Source organism: Nocardiopsis listeri NBRC 13360, from assembly GCF_001570765.1.
GTDB lineage: Bacteria > Actinomycetota > Actinomycetes > Streptosporangiales > Streptosporangiaceae > Nocardiopsis > Nocardiopsis listeri.
Genome location: NZ_BCSH01000048.1, coordinates 25021 through 41370, shown reverse-complemented (window position 1 = coordinate 41370; position 16350 = coordinate 25021). Strand labels below are relative to the sequence as shown.

The 16350-nt window shown below is 70.1% G+C and carries 12 protein-coding genes; 5 read left to right on the top strand and 7 right to left on the bottom strand.

Translation table 11 applies throughout. The features are described 5' to 3' along the window. Positions 1–124: 124 nt before the first annotated feature. Both NLI01S_RS15910 and NLI01S_RS15905 read right to left on the bottom strand, forming a co-directional pair. Positions 125–2389, bottom strand: a complete 2265-nt coding sequence (locus NLI01S_RS15910; protein WP_067605163.1) for a transcriptional regulator — start codon at positions 2387–2389, stop codon at positions 125–127. Positions 2390–2629: 240 nt separating this feature from the next. Further along, positions 2630–4009 carry an MATE family efflux transporter gene (locus NLI01S_RS15905; RefSeq protein WP_067605161.1) on the bottom strand — a complete coding sequence of 460 codons (1380 nt, stop codon included), beginning with the start codon at positions 4007–4009 and terminating at the stop codon, positions 2630–2632. A gap of 335 nt (positions 4010–4344) precedes the next feature. On the opposite strand from NLI01S_RS15905, the gene NLI01S_RS15900 reads away from it, so the two are divergent. Beyond that, positions 4345–5121, top strand: a complete 777-nt coding sequence (locus NLI01S_RS15900; RefSeq protein WP_067605159.1) for a hypothetical protein — start codon at positions 4345–4347, stop codon at positions 5119–5121. 250 nt (positions 5122–5371) lie between these two features. On the opposite strand, the gene NLI01S_RS15895 is transcribed toward NLI01S_RS15900, so the two are convergent. After that, positions 5372–6193 (bottom strand): nucleotidyltransferase domain-containing protein, encoded by an 822-nt coding sequence (locus NLI01S_RS15895; RefSeq protein WP_067605157.1) that lies wholly within the window; start codon positions 6191–6193, stop codon positions 5372–5374. Positions 6194–6276: 83 nt separating this feature from the next. Here NLI01S_RS15895 and NLI01S_RS25765 point away from each other — a divergent pair, with 83 nt between their 5' ends. Next, on the top strand, positions 6277–6465 hold the full coding sequence (locus NLI01S_RS25765; protein WP_157091045.1) for a hypothetical protein: 189 nt from the start codon (positions 6277–6279) through the stop codon (positions 6463–6465). A 120-nt stretch (positions 6466–6585) separates the two neighbouring features. Beyond that, positions 6586–7389, top strand: coding sequence for an SAM-dependent methyltransferase (locus NLI01S_RS15890; protein WP_067605155.1), 804 nt, complete (start codon positions 6586–6588; stop codon positions 7387–7389). Here NLI01S_RS15890 and NLI01S_RS15885 read toward each other — a convergent pair. Next, the gene (locus NLI01S_RS15885) at positions 7386–8543 is read right to left on the bottom strand and encodes a helix-turn-helix domain-containing protein (protein ID WP_067605153.1); all 1158 of its coding nucleotides are present in this window, start codon (positions 8541–8543) and stop codon (positions 7386–7388) included. The genes NLI01S_RS15890 and NLI01S_RS15885 overlap by 4 nt on opposite strands. A 183-nt stretch (positions 8544–8726) precedes the next feature. On the opposite strand from NLI01S_RS15885, the gene NLI01S_RS15880 reads away from it, so the two are divergent. Beyond that, on the top strand, positions 8727–9995 hold the full coding sequence (locus NLI01S_RS15880) for a M20 family metallo-hydrolase (RefSeq protein ID WP_067605147.1): 1269 nt from the start codon (positions 8727–8729) through the stop codon (positions 9993–9995). Positions 9996–10054: 59 nt separating this feature from the next. On the opposite strand, the gene NLI01S_RS15875 is transcribed toward NLI01S_RS15880, so the two are convergent. Together NLI01S_RS15875 and NLI01S_RS15870 are read right to left on the bottom strand one after the other, a co-directional pair. Beyond that, complete coding sequence (locus NLI01S_RS15875; protein WP_067605145.1) at positions 10055–11389, bottom strand: MFS transporter; 1335 nt, start codon at positions 11387–11389, stop codon at positions 10055–10057. Between the two features lie 77 nt (positions 11390–11466). After that, positions 11467–13119, bottom strand: a complete 1653-nt coding sequence (locus NLI01S_RS15870) for an amidohydrolase (RefSeq protein ID WP_067605143.1) — start codon at positions 13117–13119, stop codon at positions 11467–11469. Between the two features lie 225 nt (positions 13120–13344). On the opposite strand from NLI01S_RS15870, the gene NLI01S_RS15865 reads away from it, so the two are divergent. Next, positions 13345–14769 (top strand): serine hydrolase domain-containing protein, encoded by a 1425-nt coding sequence (locus NLI01S_RS15865; RefSeq protein ID WP_067605141.1) that lies wholly within the window; start codon positions 13345–13347, stop codon positions 14767–14769. A gap of 38 nt (positions 14770–14807) precedes the next feature. On the opposite strand, the gene paaK is transcribed toward NLI01S_RS15865, so the two are convergent. Then, positions 14808–16166 carry a phenylacetate--CoA ligase PaaK gene (gene paaK, locus NLI01S_RS15860; protein ID WP_067605139.1) on the bottom strand — a complete coding sequence of 453 codons (1359 nt, stop codon included), beginning with the start codon at positions 16164–16166 and terminating at the stop codon, positions 14808–14810. Positions 16167–16350 lie beyond the last annotated feature (184 nt).

Sequence of the window (16350 nt, the reverse complement as noted above, 5' to 3'; positions counted from 1 at the left end):
CGGGAGCCGACCTCACGGTCCGAGGTGGGCGACTGCGTACTCCAGTGTTATCACCGGCGGTGTAGGTGCACGTGCACGCTCGCGTGTGGATGGCCGGATCCGGCCACTCGTCGGCTTTGTCGGTTCAAACCGCGCCCTTGGGGGAGCGTAGCGTCTCTGAAGCGATCGTCGACATCCAGTGCGGCCGGGTCGTCCACCCCAGGAACACCGTGCCACCGTTCGATTCGGGGGGCCGTCCCGCCACCGCCGCGTGCAGCCCGGCCACCACCGGGGCCAGACGTTCGCGTACGTGGGACGGCTGCCGTTCGGACAGGTGCCGCATCCACTCCACGCCCGCCAGTTGCTCCTCGGGTGAGCAACGGGACAAAAGGAACACCGTCTGTCGCCAGGAGAACGCGGCGTTCTTCACGTGAGCCAGGACGTCGAAGACCCTCGGCAGGGTCTCGACCAGCCGCACCGTGTGCAGGTGCGCCCGGCGTGCCGCCTCGGCCCACCCATCGGCGGGGCGTGCGCCGGACAGGGCCAAGGCCGCCAGGTTGTGCGTGGTCAGGATCTGGGCCTGCTCGATGATCATGCCGTTGCCGGGCACCGACCAGTCGGGGTCGCCGGCACGTTCGACGCACAGGGCGGCGAATCCGGCCGGGTCGTGTTCGTCGTCCAAGGCGAGGACACGGGCGGTGTCGATCCCGTAGTAGCGGGCGTACAGACCCTCACCCAACAGGTCCACGGCCATCTTGGCGGCCCGCACGAACTTGGCGGAGAAGTCGCGCATGAAGATGTCGGCGGCCAACTCCTCCACGAACCGCACCGGTGAGTCGGCGGTGCCGGCCAGCCCGTTGAGTTCGCGCACCAACGGATTGGGTGTGATGGTCCCGGGAAAACGGGTCAACGTCGTTTCGCCCAGACGGGTGATGAGGGTTCGGGCCGCGGACCGGCGCAGGGAGTCCGTGGCGTGGTGGGGAGCCGCCTCCCGAACCCAGGGCAGTTCCTCCCGCCGCACCTGGGAGGACAGGTTCAGCAGCAACAGGGAACGCCGCGCGGCGAACGCGCGATGGTGTACGGCCACCAGACGGTTCAGGGTCGGGTCCTCGATCGCGGCGGCCTCCGCGGTGGCGGCCAACGTGGGTACCAGCGAGGCCAGCACCTCGGCGGAAGGGATCAGCCCGCGTTCCACCAGGGTGTCCAAGGGGGCGATGATCGCTCGCTCCACCCGCTCTCGCAGGGGTGCCGGGATCGCCGTGGTCTCGGGGATGCCGAACTCTTCCTCCTCCAAGGAGGAGACCGGTGTCAGGACCACATCGGGGTCGGTCAGCCCGGAGTTGGCGGCGAAGGCGGACAACCGAGCCAACAACATGGTCGCGAACACGTCGTGGGTGGGCGGCGCCGCCTGCACGGCCTGAGCGGCGCGCAGGGCGGTGTGCTCGGCGGAACCGGGTACGCCCCGCTTGGCCACCATGGACTCCACCGCGTGCCGGAGCAGTCCGCGTCGGCGTGTGCTCAGCCCTTCCTCGGAGAGTGCCTCGCCCAGCGCGGCGAGCAGGATCCCCAGGTTCTCCTCGGGATCACGGTGTTTGGAGCACAGGGTGTGCTCGGTGGCCAGTCGTTCGTACTCCGCCAGTAGGTCGGCGCCGTGCGCCTTCCAACCCTCGGGGCGGCGCGAGTCGACCACTTCGTCCTCGGTCGTCTCCCACCAGTGCGCCAGGAGCCGGTCGGCGAAGGGGTTCCACACGCGCAGCGCCTCGCGCTGGGCGGTCGGGCGAGGGGCGGGCTCACGGGCGACCCTCTCCAACCCGGTGCGCACCTGCGCCACCGACCAGCGGAAGACCGATCCCTCGGGCAGGTTCACGGCCGGGGCCGGGCGCGGGGTCAGGCACAGCGACGCGGCGAAGGGGTCCAGGGCGCTCAGCAGCCGCAGGGCGGCGGCGGTGTCCCCGGCCCGTAGCAGCCACACCACGGTGAGCAGAGCGGCCTGTTCGGGCTGGTCGAGTTCGTAGCCGCCGCTGTCGAGCAGCGCGCCCAGGTGGGCCAGCCCGGGCTCGGTCAGGTGGTGGGAGTAGAGAGAGCCGCGGTCGGTCCTGAGACCGTGCCGCTCGATGAGTTCGAGTTCGTGCGGGCGTAGCGGACCACCGGCGGCGGCCGCACCGGTGGCGAACCCACCGTGCACTACCTCGGGGGTGACCCATGCGGGCAGGTCCCGCACCGGGGTGCGCGCTCCGACGGTCAGGGTGCCATCGCTCATGCCGCCCAGGACACGCAACCAGGACGCGGCACGCCGCTCGGCGGCCCGGCGTACGTCCGGGTCGTCGTGAGAGGCGGCGGTGCTCAGTGCCTTGGCGAGCCGGCTCGCGGGGTAGGTCGGGCCGACGTGGACGGGAGGTCGGTGTTCCATGCCGGTGCGGCGGGTTCCGCCCCCGCGCCCTCCCGGGCTAGAGCCGGGCGCTCTACTGCTGAGCTACGCACCGTGACGACCCGTGGTGGGGTCTGCTCGCACACTAGCGCCCGTGTGGCGGGCGCGAAAGCCCTTATCCGTGGCTTGTGCGCCCGCACAGGTGTCCAGGAGCGCACGGATCACACGATCTCGTGCCCGGCCGTGGGAAGACCGCCGGACCGGGTCGAGTCCGTCCGGTGGTCAAGGACGCGTCACGGTGAACCTGAGGAAGCTTCCAGCCTGTCCCAGGACAAGGCCCAGGGAAGCCACCGCGTAGGCGGTCCAGAGCCAGGTCAGTCCGCCGGCGGCGGCGACGGGGAAGGCGATCAGGGCCAACGACCCGAAGCAGACCGCGAACGTGTACAGCGTCGGGGTGGTGCGCTTGATGGCGAGCAGGCCCATGCCGGGCAGGGCCTGCGCCCCGTCGGCCACCACCACGACGAACAACACCGGCAGCAGGGCGATCACCAACGCCTGCACCCGCGGGTCCGGGGTGAACAGGCCCAGCACCGGGTGTGCCACCAGGAAGACCAGCAGCGCACTGGCCGCCACCACCGGCAGGGCCAGGCAGGCCCCGGCCAACAGGGAACGGCGCACCTCTCGGTAGCCGTGTCGGTCGACGTCGGCGGAGGCTCGGGCCATGAACGGCACGGTCGCCTGACCCACGGCCGTGGCCGGCAGGAACACGAACGTGGCCAGGGTGATCATGATCTGGTGGGCGGCGGCGTCGGCCACGCCGGCGGTCGCCGCGGACATCGCCAGTACGCCCAGCACACCGAACTTGATGAGCATGGTGGAACCCATGGGGAGCCCGACCAGGGCCATGCGCCACACGGTGCTCCAGACGGGCCGACCCAGGCCGACACGGCGCCCGTTCAAGGCGGTGTGGTGGCGCGACAGCAGGTGGGCGGTGGCCAGGGCCGCGGTGGCGTTGACGAACATCGCCACGCCCGCACCGGTCATGCCCAGGGCGGGCAGCGGTCCCGGGCCCAGGACGAGCGACGGGATGAGCACGAGCGAGGAGCCGGTGTTGACCAGGCCCGTCCACATGGCCTCCTTGGAACGTCCCAGGGCGATCAGCAACGTGGTGGCCGAGGTCTGGAACGAGACGACCACCAGTGTGAGTGCCATGAGGTAGGGGAAGGGGCCGAAGGCGGCGAGGGTCGCCTCGGGCGCGCCGATGAGCGTGGCCAGGGCGGGGACGGCGGCTACCGCCAGGCCGCCCAGGACGCCGGCGCACAGGGCCAGCCACATCGCGTCGCGGAAGGTGGATTCGAGCTCGCCGGGATCGTCACCGCTCTGGGAGACGAAGGGCATGGAGCCGCGTAGCGCGCCTTGGACGACCATGACGGCAGGGTTGAACACGGCGACGGTCATCGCGTAGGCGGCCAGTGACGTGGTGCCGGTGTGGCCCAGGACGGCGGCGGTGACCAGGGTGCCGATGACACCGGCGACCATCGACAGGTACAGCGGGAACGTCTTGGCGGCGATACCCCTGGTCAGGGCGGAGAGGGAGCGAGTGGTGGCGTTGTCCGTGGATTGTTCGTCGGGGGATCCAGAGGCGTCGGCAGAGGGGGACATGGTCTGCTTTCGTGCTCGACGAGTCGGCGTCAACCTACCAATGCGAGAACCAGAACGAATCGGACAATCTACGTCATAAAGGTGCGGATTCGGGAGTCAGCGTTCATCCTCGTATCGGGTTCCGTAGGCTGTTCCCGCGCGGTCCTCGCGCGAAGAGGTCGGTTCGGGGCGTAGTGGACGGATGTCCCGGACCGGCCTCATGGCCCGATACGGGTGTCAAGTGCGGACCGTGTGGCCCTTCCCCTTGTGCGTGCGTACCCGCGGGTGTTGCATGTCCTCTGATCCGGCGCCCGAAACGACGGTCGGGCCGCCACGTGGTGGAGGGGCGCGTACGCATGGTGGTGGGACTCTGGCGGTGTGGCATGTGCGCCGCCCGCAACGAATCGTCCAAGCACACCTGCATGGTGTGCGACACGGTGCGCGCCGTGGGTACGCGTGAGGACTTCGGCGAGGGCGACCTGTCGGCACCGGCCGAGAGCACGGCCTTGTCACCCGAGGAGGCGTCACCGCTCCGGGTGAGGCGACCGCCGCGACCCGCAGAATCTGGTTCGATGTTCGTCCCAGCGGGGTCTCGCTCGGGCGGGCAGGCCACGAAGGCGGACGAGGACGACGCCGAAACGGAGCCGGTGGCCGAACCCCACCGTCGACGGTCGAAGCGGGGCCTGCCGCGGTGGCCACAAGGGACGGTGCGTGCTCTGGCAGCGGTGGTGGTCGGTGCGGTGGTGCTGATCCTGGTGTGGGTGCCGGCGAACCTGGCCGGAGACGACACGGCCGGGGTACCGGGGGAACCCGCCGTCGAGGAGTTCTGCCCCGACCGGGTCTCGGAAGTGGTGCCGGGGGAGGGGCCGGGCGCGTTGGAAGCGGCGTATGAGACCGAACGCCACCGGATCATGCTGTGCTCGAACAGCGTGGGGGAGCTGTTCTACTTCGGGGAGTTCCTCGACGATGAGGGTGAGGCGATGGTCGTGCCCGCGGAACGGACCGAAGAGGGCTACGTGGCCGAATCCGGGCAGACCCTCTATGAGATCGTCGGCGACGAGGTGGTGATCACCGACGCGGACGACCGGGAGATGGCGCGGCTGACCCTGGAGCCGGTGGAGAACCCGAGCTAGCGCGCGAGACGGCGGGTGCGATCGGAGCGCACCCGCCGACGCGGTGCTATCGGGTCTTCATGACGGCCGCGAGGAGACCGGAGATGATCATCATCGACAGGCTGATGATCATGAGTACGAATCCGATGGTTCCGACCATGGTGTTTCCTTCACTTGTCGTCCTCCGGGCGCCGGGGGCCGTGTCCCCGGCACCGGCACGCCGGGTCACCCGGAGTTTCGGGCGCGGCATGTATCTCTTCGGTGGTTCACCCTATCTCGCCGTCGCGGCGGGGCCACTCGGGGTGCGGCCCTGACCAGCGTGGCCCTGCTCCCAATGGTGTCGGTAGGTGTCGGAGAGCCACCGGTCGGCCCATCGCGTGTCGGGTGACTCGGGCAGGGACGAGGAGCGGCACAGGGCGGTGAGCCGTTCCTCCAGGTCGCCGGTGCGTTCCAGGGCCTGGGACCGGGTGTGCTCGCCGCGACGCAGGGCGAGCAGCCACGAGCGGTCGGGGTCGGGGGTGGGCAGGGTGATGCGACCGGTGGTGAGGAGTTCCACGCCCTGAAGGCCGAGCCGGACCATGTGGTAGGCGTACTTGGTGTCGAAACCGTGCCGTTCTACGAGTTCGGGGCGGTTGGTGTGCTTGCCGCCGCGAACACCCTCCATTCGGTCGCGTTGGGCGCGCAGGTAACCGAGAAAGCGCTCTCCAGCCCTGCGGGACACGAACCGGTGGGCGTTGGCGCGCAGGTCGTGGCCGGCGTCGGTGACGGTGACGATCTCGGACTCGGGGACGAACAGCGGCAATAGCACGGTGGGGTTGCCGTCCAGGGCCAGGCGCGTCCACTTGCGCAGGGAGTAGACGGTCAGGTCCAGGTCGTCGTGGCCGGAGCGGGTGTGTTCGGCGCCGCTGCGGTAGATGTACTGGTCGAAGGAGCGCAGACCGATGACGTACTCGGGCGGTTCGAGACAGATGCCCATCTCGTCGCGGTCGGCGGAGCCGGGCAGGTCGAGGCCGTGGACGCGGGAGCCGACCTGGCAGCGCAGCACGGTGCCTTGTCCGGCGATGCGAGCGTGCTCCTCGTCGGAGTGCTTCACCCGGGCCTCCAGGTTCGGTGGGTCGTGGTGTCACCGCAATCTACCGTTCGGCCGGGTACGGTCACGAACGGTTTTCCGCGCCCGTGACGAACTCCAGGATGGCGCGGTCGGCGGTGGCCGAGGGGCGTTCGCGCCCCGACCCGAAGGTGCGGCTGGAGAGGCGTCCACTGGTGGCGGTGGTCAACGGTCTGGGGTCGGGTCCGCTCACCGATTGTGTTTCCTCGGAGGAGGCCGTGGCGGCGGTCGACCACCAACTGTCACGACTCGCCTGAAACATCCGTTTTGCCGACGTAGAAGGGGTTTTGGTACTTGTGCGGCGGGTGCGAGATCCGTTTACTGGTGCCGTACCCCGTCCGGCGTCCGCCGGGCACCGCAGTGGAAAGAGCAGGACCGTGCCCCCCGAGATCCCCGAAGCGAAGATCGACAACTCCATCCCGCACAACGCCCGTATCTGGAACTACTGGCTGGGTGGCAAGGACAACTACCCGGTCGACCAGGAGATGGGCGAACAGATCCGCTCCTTCTTCCCCGAGATCGTCGACAATGCCATCGCCGACCGTGCCTTCCTGGTGCGCACCGTCACCCACCTGGTCCGAGAAGAGGGCATCCGGCAGTTCCTGGACATCGGCACCGGACTGCCCACCCACAACAACACCCACGAGGTGGCCCAGGCCGAGGCCCCCGAAACGCGGGTGGTGTACGCGGACAACGATCCGCTGGTGCTCGCGCACGCCCGTGCCCTGCTGGTCGGTTCCGAGCAAGGGGCCACCGACTACGTCGACGCCGACCTGCGCGACCCCGAGGCGATCCTCGAAGCGGCCTCGCGGACCCTGGACCTGTCGCGTCCGGTGGCCCTGATGCTGCTGGGCGTGGTCAACTTCATCGGTGACGACGCCGAGGTACGTTCCATCCTGGACCGGCTGATCGAGGTCCTGGCGCCCGGCAGCTTCCTGGTGGTCTCCCATCCCACCGACGACATCGACCAGGAGAGGGCCCACCAGGTGGCCGAGGCCTGGAACGAGCGGGGCACCCCCAAGCTGACCATCCGGACGGCGGCGGGCATCGAGTCGCTCTTCGATGGTCTGGAACTGTTGGAGCCGGGCGTGGTGTCCTGCTCCCTGTGGCGCCCGGACCCCACCGAGGTGGGGGACACCAGGCCGGTCGCCGAGTACGGCGGTGTGGCCCGCAAGAACTAGCCTCCCGCCCGTCCCTGCCGGGCGGGGGCGCGATCGGCGAACAGCACCAAGGCCAGGGCGGCCTGGGCCGGGACGGTCGGGTCCAGGCCGCTCACCTCGCGGAAGTGCTGGAGCCGGTTGACGACCGTGTTGCGGTGGCAGTACAGGGCCGCGGCCGTGGCCTTGACCGATCCGGTGCCCGTGTAGTGGGAAAGCGTTTCCAGTAACCGGACGCGGACCTCGGGTTCCAACGCCTCCAGACGTTCCACCGCACGTCGGCCGAAGCCCGGGACCAAGGCCTCCACGCGGTCGCGTGCCAGAGCGGGCCACACGTCCTCGGGACTCACCGGGGCCTGCCCGGGACGGGCGTAGCGCGCCAGGACACGGGCGGCCTCGATGGCCGAGGGCACCTCCGCCAGGCCCCGGACGTCGCGGACGCGGGCGCCGGCCGGCTCCTCCGGCAGCGCGGGCGAGCGCGTGCGTCCCGGGTCGCGTACCAAGGCCACACCGTCGTTGAACTCCCAGGTCAAACAACCGGCGCGGGAGAGCGCGCGGGTGTCGACGGGGCGGTCGCCTTCCGGTGGAATGGCCACGAAGGTCACTTCGAGAACACCGTGCGGAGGCAGTCCCAAAACCGAGGCGACCTCCTCGGCCACTTCGGGGGTGCGCTCTCCGGCGCTCAACAGCCGGGCGAAGGCCTGGGCCGCCGCCGCGCGGGAGTCGCGTTCCAGGACGGCTCGCTCCTCCAGGAACGCGGCCTGCACGTCGCTGATGAACTGTTCGACCGTCTCCAGGATCTCCTCCACGTGCAGGACCAGGGTGGGCGCGGAGTCGACGCCGCCGGCGCGAACCAACCCGGCCCACAACACCCGAAAGTCCAGACGCACCGCTTCCAGGAGGTCGTCGCGGGCCACGCCCTGACGGGCCCTGCGCACGCCCAGACGTGTGGCCAGGTCGCCCAGGTGGGCGGAGACCGGTAGGCCGGAGATTCGCCGGGTGAGCAGGTCGAAGGTGTCCCTGGCGGTCTGGCGCAGGTCGTCGGCGGGTATGAGTTCGTCGTCGTAGTGGCCCAGGGCTCGCAGACGTTGGAGGAAGTCCTCCACCAGTCGATCACGGTCCCGGGCCAGGAGTTCGAGTGTGCCGGGCCAGGAACGTGGTCCCGGTGCCTGTGTCACGGTGTCTCCTCCTGTCCGACGTGCGAAGACGATGCTGCCACGTCATGGATGGTCATGTGCACAGCACCGCGGGGAAAACGTGGGTGGATGACGATTGAGCAGGACCGGCGGGTGTGCCCAGGATGGACGGAGCCCCGCGCACGAGTTCGGGGCGCGTAACGTCTCACCCGGGAGGTTCACCCCTTGAACAGCGACGACACCCGTTTTCTGGCGGACTTCGAGGCCATGAGCGCCTTCGGGGCCACCCCTTCGGGCGGGGTGGACCGGCAGGCGGCCACCGAACCCGACATCGCCCAGCGCCGGTGGCTGTCGGAGCTGCTGACCGGACACGGGATGCGGGTGGTCCACGACCGTGTGGGCAACCAGTTCGGATTGGTGGAACGAGTTCCGGGCGCGCCCTACGTGGTGGTCGGATCCCACATGGACTCCCAGCCCACGGCTGGACGCTTCGATGGGGCCTACGGTGTCCTGGCCGCGGTGCACGCCGTGGCCCGCGCGGCCCGTGACGACGCGGCCCAGGGAGTGGACCCGGTCTACAACCTGGCGGTGGTCAACTGGTTCAACGAGGAGGGTTCCCGGTTCGCCCCGTCCATGATGGGCAGTGCCGTGTACACCGGCAGGATGTCGTTGGAGACGGCGTTGGCGGTGCGGGACCGGGCCGGGGTTTCGGTGGCCGAGGCCCTGGCCGACACCGGTCTCCTCGGCGAGGACGACGGCCCCGAGGCGGCGTTCTGCGCCGAGATCCACGTCGAGCAGGGAAGGGTGTTGGAGGACTCCGGGACCACGATCGGGCTGGTGGCGGCCTGCTGGGCGGCTCGTAAGTATCGGATCGTGGTGCGTGGGGATCAGGCGCACTCGGGCGCGGCTGTGATGGGCGACCGTCGGGACGCGTTGTTGGGCGCCTCGATGCTGGTGGTGGCCGCCCGTGAGCTGGCCGACCGTTTCCCCGGCGCGCTGCACACGGCCGTGGGCAGCATGGACGTGTATCCGAACTCGCCGGTGGTGGTGGCCTCGCGCGCCGAGTTGCTGCTGGACCTGCGCTCGGAGGACGAGGGGGTGCTGGCCGAGGCCGACCGGCTGCTGCGCGAGCGGGTCGCGACGGTGGAGGAGACGGCGTCGGTGTCGGTGGAGCTGGAGTTGTCCCACGCCTGGGGGATCGACCCCTACCAACCCGAGGGGGTGGAGCTGGCCAGGGAGGGCGCGCGTCGTCTGGGGTTGAGTCATCGCGAGGTCAGGACGGTGGCCGGGCACGACTCGATCAACATGAAGGCGCGGGTGCCCACGGTGATGCTCTTCGTGCCGTCGGTGGAGGGGGTCTCCCACAATGAGGGCGAGTACACCGAGGACGTCGACCTGGTGGCCGGGACGGCGATGCTGACCGAGGTGGTGCGTCGTCTGGGCGCGGGTGGGCTGACCTCCACGGGTACCTACGACCCCGCGGCGTCGAACTGAGAGCAGGTGGGCCCCGGCCGGAGCGTTTCCGGTCGGGGCCCACGCGTGTGCGGTCGGGGTCAGCGCACCACGACCTCGTCGCGGACGCGCAGCCGTTCGCCGTACAACCCGCCGAACGCGGTCACCAGGGCGATGCCGGCCAACAGCAGGGCCGCCACCCAGGAACCACCGTCCGCGTTGTTCAGCAACGCGGTGGCGATGAAGGGCAGGAATCCGCTGAGCGCCCCGGCGAGGTTGTAGGCCAGGGCCACCCCGCTGTAGCGCAGTCGGGCGGGGAACAGTTCGGTGAGCAGGGCTCCGGAGACCGCGTAGGCGATGGACAACACGGCCACCCCGACGGCCACCGCCAGCACGACCAGGACGGGGGAGCGTGTGTCGATCAGCCAGAACACCGGAAAGGCGATGATCGCGGTGGCCAGGCCGCCCCACATGGTCACCCGGCCCGGGCCCATCCGTTCGGCCAGGCGGCCGAAGACGAGGATGACGGCGATCTGGGCGAGGGCGGCGATCAGGGTGGCGTTGACCATGAGCTGACGCGGCAGCCCGAGCGTGTCGGTGCCGTAGCTGATCGCGAAGGTGGTCATCACGTAGAAGCCGCCCACACCGAGCATGGCCGAGGCGATGGCGATCAGTAGACGGCCCCAGGCCTGGCGGAAAACGTCCAGGGCTGGAACCTTGGAGCGTTCCTGCTGCTGTTCCATCTCCTCGAAGACGGGGGACTCTTCCACCTTGCGGCGGATGTAGACGGCGATCAGCAGCAGGGGGAAGGCGGCCAGGAAGGGAAGCCGCCAGCCCCAGGAGTCGAACTGTTCGGGTGGCATCATCAGGACCAGGGCGAAGGCACCGGAGGAGAGCAGGGTGCCCACCGGGGAGCCGATCTGTGGCAGGGCGGCGTAGCGTCCGCGCTTCTCGGGCGGGGCGTGTTCGACGGCGATGGTGACCGCGCCGCCCCATTCGCCGCCCACCGCGACACCCTGGATCAGCCGGAGCAGGGCCAACAACAGGGGCGCGGCGATGCCGATGGAGGCGTAGTCGGGCAGCACGCCGATGAGTCCGGTGGCCGTGCCGATGGCCACGACCGTGAGCAACAGGGCGGGTTTGCGGCCGATGCGGTCGCCCATCCAGCCGAACAGGACGGCGCCCAGGGGGCGGGCGACGAAGCCGACGCCGAAGGTGGCGAAGGCCGCCAGGGTGGCCGCGGTCGCGTTCAACGTCGTGAAGTACAGACGGTTGAAGACCAGGGCGGCGGCGGTGCCGAAGAGGAAGTAGTCGTACCACTCCAGGGCGGTGCCGACGAAGGCGGCGAAGGCGATCTTGCCCGCTTCGCGTTCCTTGACCACCGCCGAGCCGTTCGGCTCCGGTTCCTGGGCGGCCCCTGAATCGAGGTCACGCATGGGTGGGTTTCTCTCCAATCGGAAGGTCCGCGCCCGGGACGGGGCGCGGTCGTTCGAAGTACGGGGTCGTGCGACCGTCAGTGGCCGTGGTTCGCGGTGTGAGGGTCGGGCGGGCCGATGATGTCGGCGCCGTGGACGGGGTGGCCGTCGACCAGGGTCGCGAGGACGTCGATCGAGCCGATGCCCTGGTCCGCGGTCTCGACCGGGTCGCGGTCCAACATGACCAGGTCGGCGAGTTTGCCGGGGGTGAGGCTGCCACGACGGCCTTCGTCGTGGCTCGCCCAGGCGGCGTCCAGGGTGTAGGCGCGCAGGGCCTGTTCGGGGGTGACGCGTTCGTCGGGGGCCAGGACGGCGCCTCCGGAGGTGGTGCGTTCGACCATCGATTCCATGCCCAGGAGCGGGGCGCCGGGGGCGACGGGGCGGTCGGAGCTGCCCGGGACGCGGATGCCGTGGTCGAGGAAGGAGCGATGGCGGTAGAGCCAGGGGACCCGGTCCGGGCCCAAAGAGGTGGCCATGGCGTCGCCGACGCTGTGCAGGAAACGGGGTTGGGGCACGGGGACCACACCCAGCGCGGCCATGCGGGGGAGCTGGTCGGGGCGCACGATCCCGGCGTGCTCGACGCGGTGACGTACGTCGGGGCGTGGGTGACGGCGTTGGGCCTCCTCGAAGGCGTCCAGGGCCAGGTCGATGGCGTCGTCGCCGATGGCGTGGGCGGCCACCCGCCAGCCGGAGCCGTGGGCGGCCACGACCAGGTCGCGCATCTGTTCGGGCGGGTTCTGGTAGACGCCGTGGCCGTGTCCGCACAGGGGTTCGGTGACGGCGGCGGTGCGGCCGATGAGGGAGCCGTCCAGCCAGATCTTCATGGGTCCCAGGCGCAACCGGTCGTCGCCGAAGCCGGTGCGCAGACCCAGGTCGATGCCGGTGGTGACGGCGTCGTCGGGGTGGGCGGCCAGGGGGTGGAGGTTGTCGGCGGCGACCATGAGCTCCACACGGGGCAGCAGGATCCCCAGATCGAGGGCGCGTTGGTAGGCGGCGGCCTCCACGGGGGAGCGGCCGACGAGTCCGTGGCCGATGCCGGCCTCGACGACGTGGGTGAGGCCCTCGGCCGCGTAGACGCGGGAGGCCCGGCCCAGGGCGTCGGCGAGTTCGTCGACGGGGTAGGGCATCACCAGGGTGGTGACCAGCTCCTGCGCACGTTCTTGGAGTAGTCCGGTGGCGGTGCCGTGGGCGTCGCGGACGATGACGCCGCCCTCGGGGTCGGGTGCGTTCTCGGCGCCGGCCAGGCGCAGGACGGCGCTGTTGACGGTGCACATGTGGCCGGAGCGGTGCTTGAGCCAGACGGGACGTCCCTGCGCGGCCCGGTCCAGGGCGTGGCGATCGGGGTGGGCGCCGAGCACGGTGTCGTCGTAGCCGGAGCCGACGATCCAGTCGTCCTCGCCCAGGGTGGTGGCCTTGGCGGCGACGGCGTCGTAGAGCTCGTCCAGGGTCGCGGCGTTCTCCAGGGGGAGTTCGCCCAGGGACTGGCCGAACCAGGCCATGTGGTTGTGGGCGTCGGAGAACCCGGGGACGAGGGTGGCGCCTTGGCAGTCGACCTCGGTGCGGGCGGGCAGCTCGGCGACGTCGTCGTCGAGGCCGAGGACGCGGCCGCCGACGATGCCCACGGTGGTGGCGTGGGGGTGGGTGTCGTCGAGGGTGCGCACACGCGCGTGGATGAGCTTGAGGTCGAGCATGCGGACAGGGCTCCAGACGGGGTGTGTTCGGGCTTCCCTCCAGGTTGCAGGGTGTGTGACCTCGGGCTCAATGACGATTCACCCTGGATCCGGAGCCCGTGGATGGGCAGATGCACAACTTGGCCCCGGTCGATGGTGCGAGCCCGGACCCTTGTCGGGCGGGGCGGCGGGTTCTAGCCTTGCGGCGGGCCACCGGAGCCCTCGACGACGTGACAGAGGAGCGGTTTGAGCACGCACACGCACCGACCCATCGACATCGACCACTGGCGGGAACGACTGGCGGTCCTGGCCCAACGGCACGGGGTGCCCGGCGCCCAACTCGGCATCCTGCGCTTGGGCGCCGATGGTGACGACGAGGTGGTCGAGGTCGCGCACGGTGTGCTCAACGTAGGTACGGGGCACGCCGTCGACACCGGTTCGGTGTTCCAGATCGGGTCGGTCACCAAGGTGTGGACGGCCACCGTCGTCCTGGGCCTGGTCGACGAGGGGCTGCTCTCCTTGGACACCCCGGTGGTCGAGGTGCTGCCCGAGTTCGCTCTGGCAGACCCCGAGCACGCCGCGCGGATCACCGTGCGTCACCTGCTGAACCACACCAGCGGTATCGATGGCGACACGTTCACCGACACCGGCCGCGGTGACGACGTCCTGCGACGGTACGTGGAGGGGTTGCGCGAGTCCGCGCCGATCCACCCGTTGGGCGCCACCTTCTCCTACTGCAACGCCGGGTTCCCGCTGTTGGGTCGGATCATCGAGGAGCTCACCGGGTCGGTGTGGGACGAGGCGATGCGGGAGCGTCTGTACTCCCCGTTGGGGTTGACCCGGGCCGGGACCCTGCCCGAGGAGGCGGTGCTGCACGGAGCCGCGGTGGGGCACGTGGTGGGGCCGACCGGCGCGGTGCCGGTCCCGGTGTGGGGCATCACCCGTTCGATGGGGCCCGCGGGGTTGGTGCACGCCAACGCCGGGGACGTTTCGACCTTCGCCGCGATGCACCTGCGCGGTGGCCGCACGGCAGGGGGCGAACGGGTGCTGGCGCCGGAAACCGCGGAGATCATGACGCGGCGCTCGGTGGACCTGCCCGACCCCGAGACCCTGGGCGACTCCTGGGGCCTGGGTTGGATCCGCTACGGCTGGGACGGGCACCGGTTGGTGGGGCACGACGGCAACACCATCGGACAGTCGGCGTTCCTGCGCCTGTTCCCGGAGGCCGGCATGGCGGTGACGTTGCTGACCAACGGCGGCCAGGCCCGTGACCTGTACCAGGAGCTGTACGGGGAGGTGTTCGAGGAGGTGGCGCGGGTGCGGATCCGTCCGGCGCCCACTCCCGTGGTCGAACCCGGCCCGGTGGGGGAGGCCGAGGACCTGCCGTTGTCGGGGGCCTACCGCAACGCCGCACAGCGTTTGGAGGTGCGGGGCCGTGGCGAACGGCTGGTGCTGCGCGTGATCGATCTGGGCGAGCTGACCGGGGTCGAACCCGAGCCGCCCAAGGAGCATGCGTTGGCACCGCTGCGGGAAGGCGCTTACCTGTTTCGCCCCGAGGGGCAGCACACCTGGGTCCCCGTCACCTTCTACGCCCTGGACTCGGGGCGCGAGTACGTTCACGTGGGTGGGCGCGCGATGCCCCTGGTGGAGGGCGAGGGCCTGACCCGCTAGGGGCGATGGCGTGCTCGGGGACCCAGGGGGAGAGGGGCTCAGCCCTGGGGGCGCTGGTCGATGATGCGGCGGAACTTGCCCACCGAGCGTTCGATCCGCTCGGGATCGACGACGTCCACGGTGACGCTGACACCGACCTTGTCCTTGATGGTGGCGGTGATCTCGCGGCACAGGACCACTCGGCGGTCAAAGGTGCAGTCGGGCGCCGCCTCCACGCGCACGGCCATGCGGTCCAGACGGCCCTCCTTGGTGAGCACGAGCTGGAAGTGCGGAGCCAGACCGTCCAGACCCAGCACGATCTCCTCGATCTGGGTGGGGAAGACGTTGACCCCGCGCAGGATGATCATGTCGTCGCTGCGGCCGGTGACCTTGTCCATGCGGCGCATGGGGCGGGCGGTGCCCGGGCGCAGGGTGGTCAGATCACGGGTGCGGTAGCGGATGATCGGCATGGCCTGTTTGGTCAGCGAGGTGAAGACCAGTTCGCCGTTCTCGCCGTCGGGCAGGACTTCCTGGGTGATGGGGTCCAAGACCTCGGGGTAGAAGTGGTCCTCCCATACGTGCAGGCCGTCCTTGGTCTCCACGCACTCGTTGGCCACGCCCGGGCCCATGACCTCGGACAGGCCGTAGATGTCCACTGCGTTGATGTCGAAACGGTCCTCGATCTCGCGGCGCATCTTCTCGGTCCAGGGTTCGGCGCCGAAGACACCGATCTCGAGAGAGGTGGAACGCGGGTCGATTCCCTGATTCTCGAACTCGTCCAACAGCGTCAACATATAGCTGGGGGTGATCATGATGATCTCGGGGCGGAAGTCCTGGATGAGCTGGACCTGCTTGGCGGTCTGGCCGCCGGAGGCGGGGATGACGGTGCAACCGAGCCTCTCGGCGCCGTAGTGGGCGCCCAGGCCGCCGGTGAACAGGCCATAGCCGTAGGAGACGTGCACCTTGTGCTCGGGGCGCCCACCGGCGGCGCGGATGGAGCGGGCCACGACCTCGGCCCAGGTGTCGATGTCCTCGCGCGTGTAGCCGACCACGGTGGGTTTGCCGGTGGTGCCGCTGGAGGCGTGGACGCGGCTGATCCGGTCCTGGGGCACGGCGAACATGCCGAAGGGGTAGTTGTCGCGCAGGTCGGCCTTGGTGGTGTGGGGGAAGAGGGCGAGGTCCTCCAACGTCCTGAGGTCCTCGGGGCGGACGCCCGCCTCGTCGAACTTGCGCTTGTACAGGGGCACGTTGATGTAGGCGTGCTCCAGGGTCCAGCGCAGACGATCGAGCTGCAAAGCGCGGAGCTCGTCGACGCTCATGCGTTCGGCCGGGTCGAGCGACTCGGGGGCGGGCGCCTGACCGAGTCGTCGGGGGGTCGTGGTGCCGGCCGGCTGCGTGGTGGTGTCCTGGCTTGCCATGGGCCTCTCCGGGTACGGTGCGCGGTGGCCCGCGCAGACCGGAGGCCTGGGTGGGTGGGCGGTCCGCCGCGCGGTGACGGGTGTGGGTCGGCCCTGTCAAGGGCCGGACCGACTTGCTTACTGACCGAACGGTCGGTTACTAATGCATTTATCCAGTCTCCGACCTGCCGTGTCAAGGAGATGT

Bases quoted from the DNA above. Each gene is read 5' to 3' on its own strand.
- paaK (WP_067605139.1), bottom strand. From the start codon at position 16,166: ATGGCAAGCCAGGACACCACCACGCAGCCGGCCGGCACCACGACCCCC.
- NLI01S_RS15905 (WP_067605161.1), bottom strand. From the start codon at position 4,009: ATGTCCCCCTCTGCCGACGCCTCTGGATCCCCCGACGAACAATCCACG.
- NLI01S_RS15900 (WP_067605159.1), top strand. From the start codon at position 4,345: ATGGTGGTGGGACTCTGGCGGTGTGGCATGTGCGCCGCCCGCAACGAA.
- NLI01S_RS15910 (WP_067605163.1), bottom strand. From the start codon at position 2,389: ATGGAACACCGACCTCCCGTCCACGTCGGCCCGACCTACCCCGCGAGC.
- NLI01S_RS15875 (WP_067605145.1), bottom strand. From the start codon at position 11,389: ATGCGTGACCTCGATTCAGGGGCCGCCCAGGAACCGGAGCCGAACGGC.
- NLI01S_RS15870 (WP_067605143.1), bottom strand. From the start codon at position 13,119: ATGCTCGACCTCAAGCTCATCCACGCGCGTGTGCGCACCCTCGACGAC.